Here is a 20,657-nt window from a genome sequence, read left to right as displayed (position 1 = left end):
CCCATTCCGATTAAACTTTATAAATTTGATTGTTTTTTTATTAAAACAAATGGTTTGATTTCATTTTAATTTAAATTTAAAAACGCTAACGGATTTATGCAGAAAATAAGAGCTTATATAAAAGGAACCGGGTCTTACGTTCCACCAAAAATTTTAAAAAATGCTTTCTTCGAAAAAGTAGGTTCGTCCGACGAATGGATTTTTAAAAACTTGGGAATCAGGGAACGCCGAATTGCCGAAGGCGAAGTGACCAGCGATTTGGCGTACAAAGCCGGACTGAGAGCTTTGGAAAACACCGATGTAGCGCCAGAAGACGTAGATCTGATCATCGTTGCCACCTCCACGCCAGACCGGCAAGCACCGTCCACAGCGTGCTTCGTGCAAGAAAAAATGAAAGCGCCAAAAGCCGTTGCTTTCGATATTTCGGCCGTCTGCTCAGGCGGACTTTACGGAATTGCGATCGGTAGCCAATTCATCGAAACGGGAATGTACAAGAATGTTTTGGTAATCGGTGCCGATACATTTTCGACGATTACCGATTGGGAAAGAAAAGATTCGGTGTTTTTTGGAGACGGCGCAGGCGCAATTTTGCTATCCGCCACAACTGAAGACAAAGGCTTTTTCGATTTTAAATTGCACGCAGATGGCACTGGGAAATATCATTTCAATATTCCGGCCGGTGGCTCGGAAATGCCGGCTTCAGAAGAAACTTTGAAACAGAAACTTCATTATTTCCAAATGAATGGCAAAGAGGTTTATGAAACCGCAACGAGAGTTTTGCCGGAAACAATTGACGAAATCCTCGAAGCCAACCAAATGACTTCAGACAATGTCGATTGGGTCATTCCGCACCAGCCAAGCATCAGGATTCTTCAGGAAACGGCTCGAAAAACCAATATTCCTTTTGAAAAAGTGATGACGAATATGGACAAATACGCCAACACTTCTGGCGGAACCATCCCCATCGTGCTTGACGAAACTTACAAAAGCGGAAAGATAAAACCCGGAAATATCTTGCTTTTCGCAGCCGTCGGTTCGGGATGGACTTGGGGAACGGCGCTTTATAAAGCTTAAATTAATTGTTAATTGTTAATTGTTAATTGTTAATGGTTAATGGTTAATGGTTAATTGTTAATTGTTAATTGTAATTGTTAATTGTTAATGGTTAATGGTTAATTGTTAATTGTTAATTGTTAATTGTAAAATATTAATTGAAAATCAATATGTTAGAAAATCAAACTTTCCTGATTACTGGGATAGCCGACGAAAACTCGCTGGCGATGAAAACGGCTGAAAAAATATTAGAAAACAACGGAAAAGTCGTTTGCACCGGTTTGGGCGTCACCCCTTTTCACATCAACCTTTCTGAAAAAGCAGCCGGATTTCTCAATAAAAACTATGAGGATTTCGAGTCGGCTTGCAAAAAAGTTTTGGGTGATGACGTTTACACCGCGCCTTTGGATGTCACGCTTCCGGAAAGTTTAAAGTTCCTTGCCGAAGATTTGAAAAATAAAAATATTCAGCTGAATGGCTTTCTGCACGCGATTGCGATGGACAAAACCATCCGAAACAAATCTGTAAAACCAATGCTGGAAGTCACGGCTGAGGAATTTAATGATACGATGAATGTTTCTGCGTTTTCCTTGATTTCGTTGTGCCACGCTTTGCTTTCCAATGGCGTTCTGCAAAGAGGTTCTTCGATTGTTTCGTTGAGCTACATTGCGGCAGAAAAAGTCTCGTTTTTTCCGTACATCAATATGAGTATTGCCAAAGCCGCGCTGGAAAGATTGACCATCGAAATGGCTTATGAATTGGGAAAAAATTATGGTATCCGAGCCAATGCCATCCGATTTTCGCCTTATATGGGAAGCAAAGCAGGGAATGCCACATTGAAAGTGGAAGATGTCGAAAGAGCCAACCGCCTCAGTCCGCTGGGCAATGCTTTGCCGGAAGATTTAGCGAACGAGATTGTTCATCTTTTCCGAAAAGACATCAGAATTACAGGTGAAATCCGCCACGTGGACGGTGGTTTTCATATTATGGGATAAGGCCTATTAGATTTTAGATTATAAATTTTAGATTTTAGAACATCATTTTTTATGTTTTGAATTAAGTCGCAGATTTGTGGCTTAATTTTTTTTATCATTAAATTTATTGCGACTTTCGGGTTGAATTTATTTCAAATTAATTGTAAAATTTTATGAGAAAAATAAAAACAGCTTTGTTGGCTTACGGCGGTTCCGGGAAACTTTTCCACGCTCCGTTTTTTGAAGTTCACGAAGGATTTGAACTGTTGGGCGCTTATGAACGAAGCAAAAAATTGATTCAAAAAGATTATCCGGAAGTCCGAAGTTTCGATTCTTTGGAAGAAGTTTTGGAAAGCGATGCGGAATTAATCGTTGTAAATACGCCAATAGACACCCATTTTGATTTGACAAAAAAAGTTTTGGAAGCCGGTAAAAATGCTTTGGTAGAAAAAGCTTTTACGACCACTTCCGAGGAAGCTAAAAAGCTTGATCAGCTTGCGAAAGAGAAAAAACTGAAACTCTGCGTTTATCAAAACCGAAGATACGACAGCGATTTCCGGACCGCGAAAAAGGTTTTGGAAGAAGATTATATTGGCGAAATCGTGGAGGCTGAAATCCGTTTTGAACGCTACAATCCGCAGCTGAGTCCGAAAGCTTGGAAAGAAAGTGGCAATCCCGGCGCAAGCATTTTGATGGATCTGGGTTCTCATATTATCGATCAGGCTTTGACATTGTTTGGATATCCAGAGAAAGTTTTTGCCGACATCAGGCGGACGCGAGAGAATACGCAAATTGATGATTATTTCGATATTTTGCTTTATTATTCTGACAAACGCGTGCGATTGAAATCCAGTTTTTTTGTGAAGGAACCAACGCCGGCCTATGTTTTCCACGGCAAAAAAGGAAGTTTCCTAAAACACAGAGGCGACGTTCAGGAAGATGAACTGAAACTGGGAAAAATTCCGAATCGTGAAAATTGGGGAACGGAGCCGGAAGAAAAAACCGGACTTTTGGTTTACAACGACCGAGCGATGCACTTCCCGACTTTGCAAGGAAACTATCTCGACTTTTGCGATGACCTTTATGATGCGATTGTGAATGATAAGGAAGTTCCTGCAACTGCAAAGCAAGCGTACCATACGATGAAAGTGATTGAAGCGGCACAGAAAAGCGCGGCAAAAGGAGAAGTGATATCTTTAGGATGAAAAGGTTTATTTTTTTTGTAAATTTGATATAAATAAAATTCAAAATGAGTTCAGCCGAATTAGAATTAAAATTAGAGGTTATCAATAAAATTACCGAATTGAAAGAAATTCGGGTAATACGAGAAATCAAGAAACTGTTGGACTTTGAGCTGGATGAAAATGCTTTTGTATTATCAAAACAACAAGAAAACAGAATTGCAGATGCACGAAGAGAGTATGAAAATGGAGAAATATCTAGTGACGACGAAGTAAATAAAGAAATCGACCAATGGCTAAAAGAAAAGTAGTCTGGATTAATTCTGCAAAACTCGAACTTAAAGAAATTCTAATTTATTGGACAAAGAAAACCAAATCCAAAGCATACAGCAAAAAGCTTAGCATATTAATTAGCGAAGCTATCAATCTCCTATCTCAACATCCAAAAATTGGAAGAACGACTACTGATGAAAATACCAGAATCAGCATTGTTCGAAATTACTTGATTTTCTACGAAGCAACTGAAACGCAGTTAATCATTTTATCAATTTGGGATGCAAGAAGAGATGAAAATGAAACAGACTTCGACTACACTTGAAGATATTAAATAATAAGACTACGAAAGTTTAAAATTTCCGGGTCTTTTTTTATGTTGGTTGGCGATAATTCTTAAATTTACGTCTTAAGAAAATTAAGCTATGATAAAAGCCGGACTTGTGGGCGCGGGACATTTGGGAAAAATCCATTTGCGATTACTGAATCAATCTGAAAAATACGAACTCGTTGGTTTCCACGATAAAGACGAAGAAAATGCAAGAAAACTAGAAGCGGAATTGGGCTACAAATATTTTAAAAATTTCAATGAGCTTTTGAACGAAATCGAAATGTTGGATATCGTAACGCCAACCTTGTATCACTACGATTATGCGATCAAAGCCATCCAAAAAGGCATTCATTTTTTTATAGAAAAACCGGTAACGCAAACCTTAGAACAAGCCGAAGAAATCCTTTACAAATGCAGAGAATTCGGGATCAAAGCGCAAGTTGGACACGTCGAAAGGTACAATCCGGCGTTTATTGGGGCTAAAGATTATATTAAAAATCCAATGTTCATCGAGATTCACAGGCTGGCGGAATTTAATCCGAGAGGAACGGACGTTTCGGTGGTTTTGGATTTGATGATTCACGATTTGGACATTTTATTGAGTTTGGTGAAGTCAAAAGTAAAATTAATTCACGCAAGCGGTGTTTCGGTTGTGAGCAAAACGCCGGACATTTGCAACGCCAGAATTGAGTTTGAAAATGGTTGCGTGGCGAATCTCACGACTTCCAGAATATCGATGAAAGCAATGAGAAAATCTAGATTCTTCCAGCAAGACGCTTATATTTCGGTGGATTTTCTGGACAAAAAATGTGAAGTGATCCGAATGAAACCGGCGCCGGAAAACCCGTCTGATTTTGATATGATTATCGAAAATTCTGACGGTGAGAAAAACCAGATTCTTTTCGAATATCCAAACATTCAGCCGAATAATGCAATCCTCGATGAACTGGAAAGTTTCGCCAATGCGATAGAAAATAATTTGCCCGTTCAGGTATCTTTGGAAGACGGAACGGAGGCTTTGAAGGTTGCGCTGGAGATTATGAGGCTGATACAGAAGTAATTCCATTACACGTGTTTGAAAAATAAAATTAACACGTGTGAAAATAATTCCTTATTTTTGTTTTTTAAAATGAAAGGTGATGAATACCAAATTAACATTAACAATAGAGCAATCTGTTATTGAAAAAGCCAAAAAATATGCAAAAAAAAGGGAACGCAGCCTCTCCGATCTGATCGAAAATTATCTAAAGACTTTGACAAACGATGAAGAATCTAAAACGGAGAACGAATTGTCTCCAACTATAAAATCGTTAAAAGGTTCTTTCAAAGCTCCCAAAGATTTTGATTATAAAAAAGAATTAACAGATCGTCTGTCGGAAAAATATCTATGATGGATCATATTTTAATTGATACAGACGTCATCCTTGATTTCTTTTTTGATAGAAAACCCTACTCAGATGATGCTTCGGAAATCCTAAGTTTGTGCGAAAAGGGTAAGGTGCGAGGCTTTGTAACTTCGGTCATTATCAGCAATGTTTATTATTTGCTAAAAAAAACTGCAAATCACGTCAATGTAGTTGCCAGTCTTAAATTGCTGCTGACCATTATTGATATTTCGAATATAGATAAAGATGTAGTTTTAGCAGCACTCCATTCTGATTTTAAAGATTTTGAAGATGCTTTGCAAAATTTCTCTGCTCAACAAGACCATCGGATTAATAGGATAATTACTCGAAATATTAAAGATTTCAAGACTAGTAAATTGTCTATAATGACTCCGGAAATTTTTCTAAAAACTTTGAATTAATAAGCCAATTTAAAGTTATGCATATTTCATCTTTGGAAACAGAACTCAAAAAACGCCTCGATTTCCCTTACAATTGGGGAAGAAAGCAGTCTGATGATTGGGATTTTAAAACTAAATTCATCTATCAAGTTCAGGATTTTGAAAGTCTGGCGAATCAATGTAAAGATTTTGATGAAGGTTTGAGAAACTACGCTTTCAACCGTTGGCTGAATTTCTGGTCGGCGAAAGCTGTTGAAGATATTTTCGCTTCGAATTCTTTGGTCCAAAAAGAGGAAAATCAGTTTTCCAAAACGGTGGATTTTTATATTTCAGGAATTCCGTTTGATCATAAAAGCAGTGTTTTTCCGAGACAGTTTGGAAAGAATTTCGATTACGCTGTTAATCACAAAAAAGAATTGATTGAATGGCTTTACAACAATCAAAGCCAGCAAGGGAGAAAACATCACGCCAATCGACTTTTCATTATTTTTTATGATGAGAAAAATGGAGAACATTGGAAACTGAAGACCGAACTGATTTTAATCCAAGAAAAAATCACAGATTATCTCAGCAATTTTTCGGGAGATAATTTAGTTTCCTTAAATTTGGAATCTCACGAGATCCTTTCAGATTTGATTTGGATCAAAGCCTAATCCATGAATTACATCGGTTCCAAAAACAAACTTTCGGATTTCATCAAACAAACCGTTTATGAAGTTGTTGACAAAGATCTATCCAATAAAACATTTTGCGATCTATTTGCAGGAACCGGGATTGTCGGACGACATTTCAAATCTGAAACCAAGAAAGTCATCAGCAACGATTTTGAATTTTACAGCTATGTTCTGAACCGAAATTATATCGGAAATCATCAAAATTTCGATTATGAAGATTTGATTAATGAATTGAATTCACTCGAAGGGAAATCTGGTTTTATCTGCGATGAATATTCAGAAAACGGGAAATCGGAAAGACTTTATTTCTCAGAAGAAAATGGAAAAAAAATCGATGCTGTCCGACAAAAAATTGAAGAATGGAAAATTTCGGGAAAAATAACTGAAGATCAATACTATTTTCTGCTTTGTTCGCTTTTGAAAGCTGCTGATAAAGTGGCCAATACGGCTTCGGTTTATGGCGCATATTTAAAACAAATTAAAAAATCTGCTCAGAAAAAACTGGAAATTGTTCCTTCCGTTTTTGAATTTACGGAAAACTCACACGACGTTTATAATGAAGACAGCAATTCATTAATCCAAAAAATTGCAGGCGATATTCTCTATCTCGATCCGCCCTACAACGCCCGCCAATACGGCGCAAACTACCATCTTCTGAACACCATTGCAAAATACGACAACTTCTCTCCGAAAGGAAAAACAGGACTCAGAGATTATCAAAAATCAAAATACTGCAGCAAGCCGGAAGTTCTGAAAACCTTTGAAGACCTTATCAAAAATGCAAAATTCAGGCATATTTTCCTCAGCTACAACAATGAAGGATTGATGGCGGACAGCGATATCAAAAAGATACTTTCCAAATTCGGGAAATATGATATATTTACAACCGAGTATCAGCGTTTCCGAGCCGATAAGGAAGACAACCGAAATCACAAAGCTTCGAAAACGACTGAGTTTCTTTATTATCTTGAGAAAGCTGAGTAGAAATTAGATTTTAGAAGTTAGAGTAGCATTTGAGATTAAAATTTTTAAAATAGTAAATATGAAACCTAAAGGTTTGTGAATTCCATATAAAAATAATAAATTATGAACAAAAACATCGTTGTAATAGGCGCCGGAACTATGGGAAACGGGATTGCCCATACTTTTGCTCAAAGTGGTTTTGCCGTGAATTTGGTAGATGTAAAAAAGGAAAATCTCGAAAAAGCACTGAAAACCATCACAACCAATCTGGACAGGATCATCGCCAAAGGAAATCTGACAGAAGCGCAAAAAAACGAAACATTGGCGAACATCAAAACCTTTACCAACCTTACAGATGCCGTTGCCAACGCCGATCTCATCGTGGAAGCAGCCACAGAGAATCTGGACCTGAAACTGAAAATATTTGCGCAGATGGACGAACTTGCTCCGGAAAACTGCATCCTTGCGACCAACACCTCCTCCATCTCCATTACTCAAATTGCTGCTGCCACCAAACGCCCGGAAAAAGTGATCGGAATGCACTTTATGAATCCCGTTCCGGTGATGAAACTGGTGGAAATCATCAAAGGCTATTCGACGTCGAAACAGACTTTCGACACGATTTTTGAATTGAGCAAAACCTTGGGAAAAGAGCCAGTGGAAGTGAACGATTATCCGGGATTTGTGGCGAACAGAATCCTGATGCCGATGATCAACGAAGCCATCGAAACGCTCTACAACGGCGTTGCCGGCGTGGAGGAAATCGACACCGTGATGAAACTCGGAATGGCACATCCAATGGGACCTTTGCAACTCGCAGATTTCATCGGACTAGACGTTTGTCTCGCAATTCTGAATGTGATGTACGACGGTTTCAAAAATCCGAAATATGCGCCCAATCCGCTGCTCGTCAATATGGTGATGGCCGGAAAAAAAGGCGTAAAATCGGGCGAAGGATTCTACGATTATTCCGAAAGCAAAAAGGCCGAGAAAGTTTCGAAAATGTTTTTGAAGTAAATTTTTGAAGATTGCGGCTCACAATTATATAACTTTGTCGGGATAGAGCCGACAAAGTTTTTTATTTTAAAGCGATGATCTCCATAAAACTAAATCCAAAATACGAGAAAATTCTGCAGACTTTTTTGATTGTCTCAACGTATGCGATGATCGTTCTTAGATTTCTGCTCAACGAAAAAGGGCGCACTAGTCCAGATTCCATCCGTTATATGCGCCAGTCGGCGATTTTCCCGATCATCGATAACACCACGGCGCCGCTCGGTTATCCGTTGTTTATTAAGTTTTTTACATTTTTTGGTTTGGATGAATTTTGGAGCAGCAAATTGATCGGCATTCTGGCTTACAGTTTCATTCTGATTTTCGCGTATAAAAAGCGATTTTTCTTTAAAGAAATCGTAATTACATCGGCGCTTTTCAGCTTTGTGAGCATTTTTTCCTACACGATGAGCGAGGCTTTGACGCTGCCTTTTGTCGTCCTACTTTTCTATGTGGCTCGCCAGGTTTTAAAAAACAGAATCGGCACGGCAAAGGGCATTTTATCTCTCAGTTTATTATTAATTTTACTGATCAATATCCGATACAACGCGTTGTTTCTCTGTCTTGGAAGTTTGATTTTTGGTCTGATGAATTTCCACAAATTCTACGGAAAAAGTTTTATCATATCCGGAATTTTGGGGATTGGATTTTACGGATTGTACAAAGTTTTGTTCATCGATTATTTTAATGAAAATTACCTCAACACCTTTCTCGAAATTGGCTTGAAACCCACTTCTCAGCTTTTGATAGAGTTGATCCAAGGATTGGCCACCACTTTCGATCCTTTTGTTCACATTGCCGATCCCAACGGCGGAATGATCAACTACGGCATCTACGGCCTTGGGATTTTGACCATCGTCGCGATGTTTTTTCTATTTCGGAAAACGAGGCTTTCGGGAACAGAAAAATTTATGTTGACCACCTCTTGCGTCGGTATTATTTGTTCTTTTTTCATCCAATATTTTTATTCTGTCAACGCGCTGGATTATCGGTTGCTGGCGCCATTTTCCTTTGGGATTTGGTTGGTTTTTTTTAAGAAAATATTTCACATTTTTGAGAGTTTGACTTATGCGGTTGCATTTTGCAGTCTGCTCACGGGATTTGCATTTACTTGGCTATCAAAAGGAAATTATCTACAAAACAGGAAAGAAATAAGCAAATTTTTGGAAAAGGAAAACCTGATGTACGAAACCATAACATTTTATCTGAAAAGTGAAGAATCCGGCGACGACATCCAAACGGCGGAACTCATCAGCACCGTCAATCCTAAAATCTACATCAGCTTCAAACCCGAAGATACGCTGCAGAAGAAGGTTTTGACAAGATATCGGGTCGAAAGCCGAATCCGAATCAAAAAAAATAATTATCAATAATTAGTTTCGGGAATTTTTCTATCTTTGAACCATCGAGTGGAACTGACGCATGCAAAAAAAAAGCGAAAACATTTGATCTTTGAAAAACAATAAATTTTAAAATATGAAATTACCAAAGTTTTTATTAGCCGACAACTCTGATTTTCCAGAAGATCTGTTCGTAGTCCACACAGAGTATCCGCGTTTCATCCTCAGTATTCAAGAAGAGGAGGTAGAATGGCTGGATAACTTGGCGGACAGTGATGACGACGAAGAAACCGTGGCAACCGAGGCTACCAAAGTGGTAGAGGAAGCTTTCAAGTGGTGCGATGACGAACTTGCAAAATACGACGACGAGGACGGCGACGAAGAAGAAGAATAATAAAAAAGGAGCTCCATTGTGAGTTCCTTTTTTTATGTTTTTGGATGATTATTGTTGTTTATTGAACTTTAATAATAACAAATTGTCTTTGTACAGTTCCAGTGTAGATTCCGTAACCACATATTTATTGACTTCCTGCAAGACGCTGAGGTAGCTTGTTTCGGAAGTCATATTGTCGCAGATTTTTCTGGTAGAGCCGATATTTTTTGCGGAAAAGTTACCCGCGGATGTGTCTATGACGGCATCGGAAAAATAATTGTTGCAGCCGGCATTTCCCGAGATTCTGTTTTGTTCTATAATGAGCGTCGGCCTGTTGGCGATGTCATCTGCGAGGATCCATTGCGTACCGGTAATTGGCGCCTGATTCTTCCCCACTTTGGCTGCATTACCCACTCTGCTGGTGCAGGAAACCATTGCAAAAGTCAATAGTAAGGCGTAAAAAATAGTTTTCATTTGATAAAGATTATAAGCCAAAGATAAGATTTTCTTTGGAACTGGAAGGGCTGATATCCGTTAAAAAGAATTTGTGTGGCTTGGATTCAAATTAATAGATTACTTCATGATTTAAAAAAGTATGGAAGGTTTTTTTGGGGATTTTGATGGTTTTTTAATTTTAACGTAATCATGATCCATAAAAATTATATTTTTGAAAGTACAACTAAGAAATATGGCAAATAAATATGTAAATTTTGTATCTGACGAGCATTTTTTGAATTGTATTAAAAATCTTCATAATTCGTATTTAAAAGCTAAAAATAATATCTCAAAAAGAAGCTTATATGCGAATAAAGTGGATACCGTTAAGCTCACTTTTGACTCCAAATTTAATGATATTAGCGAAGAAGATTTAATTCAGTCCGAAATTTTGCGTCAAATAGACAAATCTATAAATAACTCTATCGGAATTTTCCACGAACAAATCTTAGGTGGAATAAGCGGCTTTGAAATTGGAAACTTGAGTGGTTTTGATATTAAATCTACTGATAACAAGCTATTTGCTGATATAAAAAATAAACATAACACAATGAATAGCAGTGCTGCGGAATCTTTATTTCAAAAATTGGCTAGATATGCAGACGATTATAAAACCGCAAGGTGCTATTGGGTACAAATTTTGGCAAAAGGTAGTTTTGAAGAAAATTGGAAAGGGGACATTAATGGGAAAGAATATGGTCACAGCAGAGTTTTTAAAATCTCAGGTGATAAATTTTACGCTCTACTTTCTGGCGAGGAAGACGCATTTTTCCAATTGTACAAAGCTTTACCAGTCGCAATCTCAGATTATTTAAAATCGGTTGACAGCGAAAAATTAGTAAAAGAAAATTCTGCTTTGGATGAAATCGCTTCTGAAACTGAAAAATCCAAAAGAAGCATATTAGATCAAATAACTTTTGAAAATTACAGTTATTATTTGGGTTTTGATAAATTATAATAAGAATTTAAAAATTTTATAATAGAATATCCCACTTCGCAACCGAGATTCACAGGGACTGCATTTCCAATTTGCTTGTATTGCTGCGCCAGCGATCCGGCAAATTCCCAATCATCGGGAAAAGTTTGAATTCTCGCATATTCCCGGACGGTAAAAGGCCTAGTTTCATCCGGGTGGCATCGTTCTGTTTGTTTCTGAGCCGGGCTGCAAGTAAGTGTCAAACTTGGTTCATCCCATCCGATCCTTCGTGCCATTCCCGTTTTTCCGCCACCTAGAAAGAAACTACCGCCCATATATTCTTTTTGGATTTCTACGGGCAAATCTCTCCAATATCCTTTTGGAGGCACCATATCCAAAACCTTCTTTTTGCTTGGCGGATATGTTGCACCGGCAGAAACCGGTACATCAGAATCAAATAATTCTCCCGCTTTCAAAGCATCTTTTAAAGTATAAATTTTATTAAATGGCTTGGGATAATGAAATTGAATGTTAATATCTTTTCTAATTCCAACTAAAATTAATCGTTCTCTCTTTTGAGGAACTTTATAATTAATAGCCTTTAAAACCTCTATAGGAACTACATTGTATCCTATTTCGTCTAAGATAGAAATCATTCCCTTCAAAGTATTTCCTTTGTCGTGGCTTAAAAGTCCTTTGACATTTTCTCCGATACAAATGGGTGGATTAACTTCTTGTACCGCTCTTGCAAATTCATAAAAAAGCGTTCCTCTGGCATCTTCTAAGCCCAATCTTTTGCCTGCATAACTAAAAGCCTGACAAGGAAATCCGCCTGTAACAACATCAATTTTGCTTCTAAATTCTGTGAAACTAAAATCTTTAATATCACCCTCCAGAATCCTCCAATGTGCTCTGTTCTTTCTTAAAGTTTGGCAAGCAAATTTGTCAATTTCATTAAGTGCTTCACACTGCAAACCAGCTTTTTCCAGCCCGACAGCCAGTCCACCAGCTCCAGCGAAAAGTTCTAAGACTTTGTAATCATTTTCCGGCTTTACATAATTGCTGACATCATTTTCAATATCAGCTAAATAATTTGGAAACAAACTCTCAATATCCGATTTATGATAGACACGATAATTGCTGACGGGCTCTCGTACGGCTACTAATTTTCCTTCATCATCCCACCTTCTGAGCGTTTTTGTGCTTTTATTCAGAAGCTCTGCAGCTTCGGAAATAGAATAATATTCTTTTGTAACCATCTTATACAACATTGGACATTGGTTACAAATTTATATCAAATTTAGTGGACGACAAACTATAATAGGAAAATATTTAAAAAAAATCTTCAAAAAAACCGCATCAATAAAATATTGACACGGTTTATAATAACTTCTGCGTACTGATTAATCCACATGTTTCGGCGTGTAGCCGTCTTCGCTTAGCTGTCGGTGCTCATAGTCGGCCTTCATTTCAGCTTCGTAATCTGTTTTTTCGTGATGACCCATCCTGACCAGAAGTGAATCGAATAATGAATAAACGACCGGCACGATAATCAAAGTAAGGAATAATGACGAGGTCAAACCGCCGATAATTACCCAGGCCAAACCGTTGTTCATCTCGGCGCCTGCGCCTGTTGCAAGTGCAATCGGCAGCATCCCGAAAATCATCGCAATCGTCGTCATAAGAATCGGACGAAGACGGGCATGGTTGGCTTGGATAAGAGCGTCGTGCGTACTGGCTCCCGCTGCTTTTCGCATATTGGTAAAATCGACAATCATAATTGCATTCTTCGCGACCAGACCGATCAACATAATCATCCCCAACATCGTAAAGATATTCAATGAATTACCTGTGAGGGCAAGAATTAGCATCACCCCAATCAGCGCCATCGGAATGGAGAACATCACCACAAACGGATAGACAAACGAGTCGTACAATGAAACCATCACGAGATAAACAAGCACTACAGCCGCTAACAGAGCGATACCCAGCGTACCGAAACCTTCGTTTTGTCTTTCCATATCGCCGCTCCAAACGTAGTTGACGCCGGGCGGTTTCGTTTTTTCGTTGTTTATAAACTGATCGGCCCATTCGTTGGCCACGTCGCCCACGGGGCGCCCTACCACTTTAGTTTTCACTTTTACGGAAGGTGTTTTATCTCTACGTTCTAGTAAACTAGGTCCGGCGCCCATTCTAACGTCGGCAAACTGGCTTAGGCGAATCTGCTCGCCCCGAGGATTTGTAAACATAAGATTTCTGACATCCTCAATGGATTCTCTGTTGGCATCGGCAAAACGAATGTTGATATCATATTCATATTCTCCGGCTCGGAATTTTCCATCTGTATTTCCATTAAATGCGGTCTGCATCGTTTGGCCAACTACGGAAAGATTCAATCCCAAGGCGGCCATTTTGTCTCTATCAATACTGACTTGGACTTCCGGACTTCCGGTGTCACTGGAGAGCTCTGCATCTACGGCTCCCGGCACTTTCTTCAGCAATGCAAGGATTCTGGTGGCTTCTTTATTGGCCGTAGCATTGTCCGGAGCGGTCACCACCATTTCAATTGGCGCGCTTGCGGCACCCATCAAGGCTATCGGTGCTGTCTTAAATTCGACACCTGTGAATTTTTCTTCCAATGCTCTTTTGATTCTTGCCGCTTTGATATCGGTGCTCTCGTCACGCTCAGATTTATCAACCAAATTGACTTGAATCTCGGACTGATACAAAGTGGCCTGCGCACCACCAAATCCTGTGGACTGCTGACCCACGGTGGTGATCATATCTACAACATCTTTATCATTTCGGAGGTATTTCTCCACATTCAGAGTCAATTGGTTTGTCTTTTCTATCGAAGCATCTTTGGGCAACTCCATCTGAACAAGAAATTGGCCGCGATCCATCGGAGGAAAAAACTCTCCACCGATAAACCCGAATGCTACCAACAAAAATGAGGAGATCAGCAGCATAAAAGTTACGACAACTACCATAATTCTTCTTAGGCGAGATCTTAAAGCCCATTCCAAGATGCCGGATATCCAATGTGTAAATGCATCCAGTTGCTTTTCAAACCAAAGGATAAATTTCTCGAAAGGATTTTTACCGGTCAAGTGAACCAATTTTCCAAATCTTGAGGATAACCAAGGGATAATCGTAAACGACGCTAATAATGAGAACAAGGTTGCAATAACTACGGTAACGCAGAACTGAGCCAAGATATTGGAAACCAAGCCGGAACTCATCGCTATTGGCAAGAATACTACCACAATCACCATCGTAATCGCTGTGACGGTAAACCCAATTTCAGAAGCTCCATCATAAGCCGCACGGATTCTATTCTTGCCCATCTCCATATGACGATAAACATTCTCCAGTACCACGATGGCGTCATCTACGAGTATACCTACAACGAGTGACAGTCCCAATAAACTCATCAAGTTTAAGGTATAACCCATAAGATACATCCCAATGACCGTCGAAATCAAGGAAAGAGGTATCGAAACCATTACTATAAAAGCATTTCTAATGTTGTGCAAAAACAAAAGCATCACAACTGCCACCAGAACAATCGCCAAAAACAAATCGAAGATCACGTGATTGGCCGCATCTAAGGTAAAATCTGTAGTGTCATCTACAATATCGATCTTGATGTCTTGTGTTTTATAATTATCCTGAACCTCACCTATCGTCTCGTGAACCAGTTCCGATACCGCCACGGCATTGGCATCGGACTGTTTCTTTACCTGCATCAGAATCGTGGGACTTTGGTTGAATCTCGCCACTTTTTCCACATCTTTCTGAGTATCAAAAACGGTTGCGATATCGGAAAGCCGAACCTGAGCTCCGTTTTTATTGGAAACGACAAGATTATTCATCTCTTCTACACTTCTATACTTCCCCGAAAGTCTGATGGTAGCTCTCGTAGTTCTTGTTTTGAGGGCTCCGGTTGGGAAATCTAAGTTGGAAGAAAGAATGGCTTGCTGAACGTCGGCGATAGAAAGACCGTATCCCTGCATTTTCTTCTCATCCAAATTGACCTGAATCTCTCGCTCTTGGCCGCCAACAAGGTCAACTTGTGCGACCCCATTCACCCGGGAAAAAATAGGTTCGATTTTTTTATCTAAAAGATCATATAACTCCTTATTATTCAGTTGGCTACTTGAAACGCTGAGGGTCATAATGGGCAGATCATCCAAAGAGAATTTTTGCAAAGCCGGCGGATCTGCATCTTCCGGCAAATCTGCCAAGATGGCATTCACCTTGCGTTGCGCATCGTTTAATGCATAGTTGACATCGGCGCCCGCATTGAGCTCAACTCTAATGACCGATATGCTTTCATAGGATGTTGATTCTACTTTTTTCACGTTTTCCAAAGAACCTACGGCATCTTCAATCTTTCGTGTCACGGATGTTTCTACCTCTGCAGGCGAAGCTCCGGGATAGACGGTGGAGATGGTCACCATATTGGTTTCAAACTTTGGAATCAATTCGTACCCCATCAAGGAGTAACTTAATATTCCTCCCAACGTGAGGATCGTGAACAATACGATCACCAGGGAGGGCCTTTTAATGGCTATTTCTGCTATCTTCATTCTTCTGTTACTTTACAATATTTATTTTTGAACCATTATCAAGGTTGATTTGTCCACTTGTAATTACTTGTTCCCCACCTTTAAGACCGCTGAGGATTTGAACTTTGTTTCCATAAACTTTTCCTGTTTTTACGGTGATTAGTCTTGCAGTTCCGTTTTGCACGATGAACAATTGGCCGGAACTTACACCATTGACGAAAGCTTCTGCCGGCACTGTCAGGAGATTTTGCGTGGCTGCGCCATGATTGGTTCTGAAGATGGCCGTTGCGTACATCCCGGCTTTGAGGTTTCCTTTGTTTTGCACCTCTATTTCTACCGGGAAATTGAGAGAAGCGTCACTTTTCGGTGCAATGAAGGTAATTCTACCACTGAAGGATTCATCCGGCAAAACGTTGACATTGATGTCTACAGTCTGTCCTACTTGGATTCTTCCGACTTGGCTTTCATCCACCAGAACTAATAGTTTCAGCGTACTGATATTTACAATTTCGAATAATGGCGTTCCCGTGGTTACTACGGCTCCGGGCTCCACCATTTTTTTGTTGATGATGCCACTGATTCCTGCCCGTACGCTCGTGTCATTTACTCTTACGCCCTGCGCCCTTAATGCGGCCTGGGCATTTTTGAGTTGCAATCTCGAATTGTCCAATTGCTGTTTGGTGACGCCGCCAGATTTATAGGCGTTTTCGTATCGTTCATTGTTAATAATTGCATTTTGGAGATTGTTCTGAGCCTGGGTCACATCAACGTCGATCGCATCTCTTTTGATGGTTGCCAGCACTTGTCCAGCGCTTACCCGGGAACCTTCTTGAACAAAGACTTTCACCACCCTGCCGGCGATATCTGCCGACTGATTGAGTTCTTGCTTCGGGACGAAGGTTCCGTTCGCTGTATATTCGGTCTCAATATTGGATCGCGAAGCCGTTACCACATTCACGTTGATCTTATCTACCTGCCTTGCCACCTCTCTCACTTCGGCTTCCTGATCATTTTTGTTATCTATGATTTTATAAGCTGCTAATCCAACGAGTACGGCCGCGATGATGATATATATTAAATTCTTTTTCATTTGAAAATTATTTATTTTTTGTTTTTGACGGAGTTTTCAGTCTGTTAATTAAGGGTTTTGCAATGTGCTGAGTTGTCCTTTCGCTTTGAGCAATCGGATTTCGGCCTGTTTGTAATCTAATAGAGCGGTGGTGTAATTTTGCTTCGCACTGGTCAAAGCATTCTCGGAATCAAGTACTTCTGTGAGCGTTGCCAAGCCATATTGATAGTTGCTTTGCGTGTCTTTTTGTACTTTTTCTGCCAACTCCACGTTGCCTTTCATATTTTCGATATTAATGATGGCATTCTCCATATTGCTGACGGCATTTTCATAATCCAGATTGAGACTTAGCTGCGTGTTCCGAATATCTTCATTTAAAGATTGGATATCAATCTCTGCCTGTTCAATCTTAGATTTGGTGGCACCCCCGGTAAATATTGGGATTTTGATATTCAGCCCGATCGCGGAATAATCGCTCCAAAGGACTCCGTTTTCTAAACCATTTGTCAGGGGAAATCTTGATCCTTGGCCTCCCCATCCATAATTGGCCGTAAGACCTACAGTCGGATACAGATAGGCTTCGGTGGCCTTCAAATTATATTGCAGAAGTTCTTTGTTTTTATTCAAAACTTTTAGTTCGGTGCGCTCATCAAGATTTACATTTCCGGCCACCAGTTCGGGTCTTGGCTCGATGGATGGTTCTTGCAACTCGATCGGTCTTTCAATAGGAATACCCATATAAAACTTCAAAGAATTTTTAGAAAGTTCGACGGCGTTTACCAATTGCTGCCTGTTGGCGCTGATGTTTGTGAGTTGCACATTGGTACGATCCAGATCTATCCCCTTAGCCAATCCGTTATCTACCAAGCTTTTGATAATATTTCGTATTTTTTCTGTATTAACGTAGCTTACATTCAGTGTTTTAAGATTCTCTTCTTGCACAAAGACCTGATAATAGGCGGTGGCGACGTTTTCGATGATTTGTTCATTAGAAAGTTGGGCGTTGAGAATATAGAATTCTCGTGTAGACTTTGCTGCTTTCAGACCGGTAAAAACCCGCTGGTCAAAAATAGCTTGGTTCAAAGTCACCACGGCGCTGGAAATCCACGGCTGGCCCAATTGCGCCCGGATCCGCTGCCCTTCGAACTCCAAAAGTGACTCCTGAATGATAGGATTATAGGTTAAACCTGCACTGGCACTTATTTGTGGTAGCGCGCCGGCTCTGGCCTCTGTTATTTGCGATTCGGCTCTTTTGATCTCAAGCGCCGCTTTCTTAGCTTCCGCTTTATTCTCCAAAGCCTGCTTGATGGCTTCTTGCAGAGACACTTGCTGCTGTGCAAACAGAGGTGAAGAGCCGAAAATCATAAATGCTGCAGCGATGCTTACCTTCAGCTTCCTTGCATTTATATGTTTTCTATTCATAATTTATATTGATTTCTTTTATTCTAAATTTTGGACGTTTTTCTTTTATATTCAGAGAGGACGATCTGCTTTTATAAATACTTGAAAAATTCTTATTTCTTAAAAAGCATCTTGAGGATGATATCTTTCCGATCGGCGATCAGGCGGTCAAACTGCTTGTCGCTAATCATCATATTCTCCATAAACAACGGCCTTATGGCACTTGGGAAAACCAAGAGAGATATCATGTTGAAAATAAATTGGATAGGTTCCATCTTATCGATATTGCCAAGTTCCATTTCTTTTTTTATGTCTTTATAGAATTTTTTCAGATCCGCTGCTTCCACGTCTTTTTTCTGACAGTTACCTTTATTAATTTGCGACACAATGTAGGTTTCCAGATAGGGATATTGCAAACTGGTTTGCAGACTGCCTTCAATAAATCGAATTATTTTTTCTTTGAATGGCAAGTCCGATCGCAGGATGATTTCCGATTTTTCCTTTTCTACCTTATGCGCTTCATCAAAAACAATTTGCACCAGATTATCTCTCGAGCGAAAATAGTAGTTGATCAGCGTCCTATTCACCTGCGCTTCATCTGCTATCTCCTGAGTGGTGGCATCAAATTTTCCTTTGACGAAGAATAATTTCTTCGTGGTTTCCTTGATGAGCTCCTGAGTGTGATCTTTTTTCTCTTGTTTTGACATCTTATTCAACAATTAGCGTGCAAAAATAGACCAAAAAACCTTATTTAACAAAATTGTTAAACATAATAATTAAACATTTTTGAAAAAGTTAATATTAAATTCATATTATCATTGGCTTTCTCGCGCCCATAACAATGCAATTCAAAAGCGCATTCTCAATTAAAATACTTAACTTTGCCACCTGAAAAAAACAGAAATTTTCATCCGGAAAATAAACCTGATTTTTTATAAAGCAAACATTTCTAAAGCGTTATTATATCTTATAAATTAATGGAACTGATACACCGCAACCTTTTAATCGGAATCCACGACTGCCTGCAGGAAACATTCTTCGAAGACAGAAAATATGCCGACAAGGTGATTGAAAGACTTTTGAAAGCCCACAGAAAATGGGGCAGCGAAGACCGGCGAGTGGTTTCCGAAATCTTTTACAACATTATCCGCTGGAAAAAACGTTTGGAATATTACATGGGCGAAAGCGCAAAGCCGACTAATATCTATAAAATGATCCTCGCCTACTTGCTGTGGAGCAAAACGCATTACAAGAAATTTGAAGAGTTCGACGGCATCAAAGTCGCAGACATCCTCACAAAACTGAAAAAAGGAACAGTTCCCTCAAAAGCCATAGAATACTCTATTCCGGATTGGCTGGCAGAAACATTGGAAAAAGAATTAGGAAAAAATTGGGAAAAGGAAATGCTCGCTCTCAATGAACAAGCACCAACTGTTTTGCGCACCAACACATTGAAAACGACGCCAAGAGAACTGCTGGCCGACCTCAATGATGAAAATATAGAAGCCTTCACCATCAAAAATTATCCCGACGCCATTCAACTGGCAGAAAAGAAAAACGTCTTTTTGACCACCGCCTTCAAAGATGGATTGTTCGAAGTGCAGGACGCGAGTTCCCAAAAAATCGGGGAGTTGCTGGATGTGCACGAAGGTATGCGCGTGGTCGATGCCTGTGCCGGAGCCGGCGGAAAAACGCTTCATCTGGCGGCACTGATGAAAAATAAAGGCCAAATCATTGCGCTCGATATCTACGAATGGAAATTGGCAGAACTGAAAAGACGTGCCAAAAGAGCCGGCGCGCACAACATAGAAACCCGACTGATTTCTGATAACAAAGTCATCAAAAGACTGCACGGCACGGCCGACAGGTTGCTGATAGACGCACCTTGCTCGGGACTAGGTGTACTGAAAAGAAACCCGGATTCCAAATGGAAAATCGATCAGGCATTTATAGACAGAATCAAAGGCGAACAACAGCAGATCTTGCAGGATTACTCCAAAATACTGAAGAAAGGCGGACAGATGATTTATGCTACGTGCTCTATTTTGCCTTCCGAAAACAACGAGCAGGTGCAAACTTTTTTGAAAACCAATCCCGATTTTTCTCTCGTGAAAGATCAGAAAATAATGCCAAGCGAAGGCTACGACGGATTCTATATGGCGCTCATTCAACGCAATGCGTAAAAAATCCTGAACATTTATAAA

General features: G+C 39.7%; 21 protein-coding genes. 15 read left to right on the top strand and 6 right to left on the bottom strand.

Annotation, left to right across the window (positions count from 1 at the left end; translation table 11 throughout):
* The first annotated feature begins 96 nt into the window (after window positions 1-96).
* From DTW91_RS06435 to DTW91_RS06375, 13 genes are all read left to right on the top strand, one after another.
* On the top strand, window positions 97-1,074 hold the full coding sequence (locus DTW91_RS06435) for a 3-oxoacyl-ACP synthase III family protein (RefSeq protein ID WP_125202563.1): 978 nt from the start codon (window positions 97-99) through the stop codon (window positions 1,072-1,074).
* Window positions 1,075-1,223: 149 nt separating this feature from the next.
* Window positions 1,224-2,048 (top strand): SDR family oxidoreductase, encoded by an 825-nt coding sequence (locus tag DTW91_RS06430; protein WP_125202562.1) that lies wholly within the window; start codon window positions 1,224-1,226, stop codon window positions 2,046-2,048.
* Between the two features lie 152 nt (window positions 2,049-2,200).
* Window positions 2,201-3,232 carry a Gfo/Idh/MocA family oxidoreductase gene (locus DTW91_RS06425; protein WP_125202561.1) on the top strand — a complete coding sequence of 344 codons (1,032 nt, stop codon included), beginning with the start codon at window positions 2,201-2,203 and terminating at the stop codon, window positions 3,230-3,232.
* Between the two features lie 44 nt (window positions 3,233-3,276).
* Window positions 3,277-3,519 carry a hypothetical protein gene (locus DTW91_RS06420; RefSeq protein WP_125202560.1) on the top strand — a complete coding sequence of 81 codons (243 nt, stop codon included), beginning with the start codon at window positions 3,277-3,279 and terminating at the stop codon, window positions 3,517-3,519.
* Window positions 3,501-3,806, top strand: coding sequence for a type II toxin-antitoxin system RelE/ParE family toxin (locus DTW91_RS06415; RefSeq protein WP_125202559.1), 306 nt, complete (start codon window positions 3,501-3,503; stop codon window positions 3,804-3,806). The genes DTW91_RS06420 and DTW91_RS06415 overlap by 19 nt, the downstream gene beginning before the upstream one ends.
* Window positions 3,807-3,906: 100 nt before the next feature.
* A complete protein-coding gene (locus tag DTW91_RS06410; RefSeq protein ID WP_125202558.1) occupies window positions 3,907-4,872 on the top strand; it encodes a Gfo/Idh/MocA family protein in 966 nt (321 codons plus the stop codon).
* Window positions 4,873-4,951: 79 nt separating this feature from the next.
* On the top strand, window positions 4,952-5,203 hold the full coding sequence (locus tag DTW91_RS06405) for a DUF6364 family protein (RefSeq protein WP_125202557.1): 252 nt from the start codon (window positions 4,952-4,954) through the stop codon (window positions 5,201-5,203).
* Window positions 5,200-5,619 (top strand): PIN domain-containing protein, encoded by a 420-nt coding sequence (locus DTW91_RS06400; protein ID WP_317126008.1) that lies wholly within the window; start codon window positions 5,200-5,202, stop codon window positions 5,617-5,619. Before DTW91_RS06405 ends, DTW91_RS06400 begins: the two co-directional genes overlap by 4 nt.
* A 17-nt stretch (window positions 5,620-5,636) precedes the next feature.
* Entirely contained in the window at window positions 5,637-6,251 is a 615-nt protein-coding gene (locus tag DTW91_RS06395; protein ID WP_125202555.1) for a hypothetical protein, read from the top strand.
* 3 nt (window positions 6,252-6,254) lie between these two features.
* Window positions 6,255-7,256, top strand: coding sequence for a DNA adenine methylase (locus tag DTW91_RS06390; protein ID WP_125202554.1), 1,002 nt, complete (start codon window positions 6,255-6,257; stop codon window positions 7,254-7,256).
* Between the two features lie 102 nt (window positions 7,257-7,358).
* Window positions 7,359-8,252 carry a 3-hydroxyacyl-CoA dehydrogenase family protein gene (locus DTW91_RS06385; protein ID WP_125202553.1) on the top strand — a complete coding sequence of 298 codons (894 nt, stop codon included), beginning with the start codon at window positions 7,359-7,361 and terminating at the stop codon, window positions 8,250-8,252.
* 74 nt (window positions 8,253-8,326) lie between these two features.
* A complete protein-coding gene (locus DTW91_RS06380) occupies window positions 8,327-9,661 on the top strand; it encodes a hypothetical protein (protein ID WP_125202552.1) in 1,335 nt (444 codons plus the stop codon).
* A 103-nt stretch (window positions 9,662-9,764) separates the two neighbouring features.
* A complete protein-coding gene (locus DTW91_RS06375) occupies window positions 9,765-10,022 on the top strand; it encodes a hypothetical protein (RefSeq protein ID WP_125202551.1) in 258 nt (85 codons plus the stop codon).
* 48 nt (window positions 10,023-10,070) lie between these two features.
* Here DTW91_RS06375 and DTW91_RS06370 read toward each other — a convergent pair whose 3' ends face one another.
* Window positions 10,071-10,475, bottom strand: a complete 405-nt coding sequence (locus DTW91_RS06370) for an META domain-containing protein (protein ID WP_125202550.1) — start codon at window positions 10,473-10,475, stop codon at window positions 10,071-10,073.
* A gap of 193 nt (window positions 10,476-10,668) precedes the next feature.
* Between DTW91_RS06370 and DTW91_RS06365 the strand changes: the two genes are divergently transcribed.
* Window positions 10,669-11,454, top strand: coding sequence for an Eco47II family restriction endonuclease (locus DTW91_RS06365; RefSeq protein WP_228412675.1), 786 nt, complete (start codon window positions 10,669-10,671; stop codon window positions 11,452-11,454).
* Here the strand turns inward: DTW91_RS06365 and dcm are convergent.
* The 5 genes from dcm to DTW91_RS06340 form a co-directional block, all read right to left on the bottom strand.
* Window positions 11,430-12,671 carry a DNA (cytosine-5-)-methyltransferase gene (dcm, locus tag DTW91_RS06360; protein ID WP_125202625.1) on the bottom strand — a complete coding sequence of 414 codons (1,242 nt, stop codon included), beginning with the start codon at window positions 12,669-12,671 and terminating at the stop codon, window positions 11,430-11,432. The genes DTW91_RS06365 and dcm overlap by 25 nt on opposite strands.
* Window positions 12,672-12,815: 144 nt before the next feature.
* Window positions 12,816-16,004 carry an efflux RND transporter permease subunit gene (locus DTW91_RS06355; protein WP_125202549.1) on the bottom strand — a complete coding sequence of 1,063 codons (3,189 nt, stop codon included), beginning with the start codon at window positions 16,002-16,004 and terminating at the stop codon, window positions 12,816-12,818.
* Between the two features lie 7 nt (window positions 16,005-16,011).
* Window positions 16,012-17,073, bottom strand: coding sequence for an efflux RND transporter periplasmic adaptor subunit (locus DTW91_RS06350; protein WP_125202548.1), 1,062 nt, complete (start codon window positions 17,071-17,073; stop codon window positions 16,012-16,014).
* A gap of 48 nt (window positions 17,074-17,121) precedes the next feature.
* On the bottom strand, window positions 17,122-18,474 hold the full coding sequence (locus DTW91_RS06345) for a TolC family protein (RefSeq protein ID WP_125202547.1): 1,353 nt from the start codon (window positions 18,472-18,474) through the stop codon (window positions 17,122-17,124).
* 92 nt (window positions 18,475-18,566) lie between these two features.
* Window positions 18,567-19,160, bottom strand: a complete 594-nt coding sequence (locus DTW91_RS06340) for a TetR/AcrR family transcriptional regulator (RefSeq protein ID WP_125202546.1) — start codon at window positions 19,158-19,160, stop codon at window positions 18,567-18,569.
* A gap of 270 nt (window positions 19,161-19,430) precedes the next feature.
* Between DTW91_RS06340 and DTW91_RS06335 the strand changes: the two genes are divergently transcribed.
* Window positions 19,431-20,636: an RsmB/NOP family class I SAM-dependent RNA methyltransferase gene (locus DTW91_RS06335; protein WP_125202545.1), complete on the top strand. Its 1,206-nt coding sequence runs from the start codon at window positions 19,431-19,433 to the stop codon at window positions 20,634-20,636.
* Window positions 20,637-20,657: the final 21 nt, after the last annotated feature.

The sequence above is a fragment of the Chryseobacterium sp. SC28 genome (assembly GCF_003932955.1).
Classification (GTDB): Bacteria; Bacteroidota; Bacteroidia; order Flavobacteriales; family Weeksellaceae; genus Epilithonimonas.
This window is presented reverse-complemented; position numbering and strand designations above follow the sequence as displayed.

Coding starts and splice junctions, on each gene's coding strand:
- DTW91_RS06435 (WP_125202563.1), top strand. CDS start 97: ATGCAGAAAATAAGAGCTTATATAAAAGGAACCGGGTCTTACGTTCCA.
- DTW91_RS06430 (WP_125202562.1), top strand. CDS start 1,224: ATGTTAGAAAATCAAACTTTCCTGATTACTGGGATAGCCGACGAAAAC.
- DTW91_RS06425 (WP_125202561.1), top strand. CDS start 2,201: ATGAGAAAAATAAAAACAGCTTTGTTGGCTTACGGCGGTTCCGGGAAA.
- DTW91_RS06420 (WP_125202560.1), top strand. CDS start 3,277: ATGAGTTCAGCCGAATTAGAATTAAAATTAGAGGTTATCAATAAAATT.
- DTW91_RS06415 (WP_125202559.1), top strand. CDS start 3,501: ATGGCTAAAAGAAAAGTAGTCTGGATTAATTCTGCAAAACTCGAACTT.
- DTW91_RS06410 (WP_125202558.1), top strand. CDS start 3,907: ATGATAAAAGCCGGACTTGTGGGCGCGGGACATTTGGGAAAAATCCAT.
- DTW91_RS06405 (WP_125202557.1), top strand. CDS start 4,952: ATGAATACCAAATTAACATTAACAATAGAGCAATCTGTTATTGAAAAA.
- DTW91_RS06400 (WP_317126008.1), top strand. CDS start 5,200: ATGATGGATCATATTTTAATTGATACAGACGTCATCCTTGATTTCTTT.
- DTW91_RS06395 (WP_125202555.1), top strand. CDS start 5,637: ATGCATATTTCATCTTTGGAAACAGAACTCAAAAAACGCCTCGATTTC.
- DTW91_RS06390 (WP_125202554.1), top strand. CDS start 6,255: ATGAATTACATCGGTTCCAAAAACAAACTTTCGGATTTCATCAAACAA.
- DTW91_RS06385 (WP_125202553.1), top strand. CDS start 7,359: ATGAACAAAAACATCGTTGTAATAGGCGCCGGAACTATGGGAAACGGG.
- DTW91_RS06380 (WP_125202552.1), top strand. CDS start 8,327: ATGATCTCCATAAAACTAAATCCAAAATACGAGAAAATTCTGCAGACT.
- DTW91_RS06375 (WP_125202551.1), top strand. CDS start 9,765: ATGAAATTACCAAAGTTTTTATTAGCCGACAACTCTGATTTTCCAGAA.
- DTW91_RS06370 (WP_125202550.1), bottom strand. CDS start 10,475: ATGAAAACTATTTTTTACGCCTTACTATTGACTTTTGCAATGGTTTCC.
- dcm (WP_125202625.1), bottom strand. CDS start 12,671: ATGGTTACAAAAGAATATTATTCTATTTCCGAAGCTGCAGAGCTTCTG.
- DTW91_RS06355 (WP_125202549.1), bottom strand. CDS start 16,004: ATGAAGATAGCAGAAATAGCCATTAAAAGGCCCTCCCTGGTGATCGTA.
- DTW91_RS06350 (WP_125202548.1), bottom strand. CDS start 17,073: ATGAAAAAGAATTTAATATATATCATCATCGCGGCCGTACTCGTTGGA.
- DTW91_RS06345 (WP_125202547.1), bottom strand. CDS start 18,474: ATGAATAGAAAACATATAAATGCAAGGAAGCTGAAGGTAAGCATCGCT.
- DTW91_RS06340 (WP_125202546.1), bottom strand. CDS start 19,160: ATGTCAAAACAAGAGAAAAAAGATCACACTCAGGAGCTCATCAAGGAA.
- DTW91_RS06335 (WP_125202545.1), top strand. CDS start 19,431: ATGGAACTGATACACCGCAACCTTTTAATCGGAATCCACGACTGCCTG.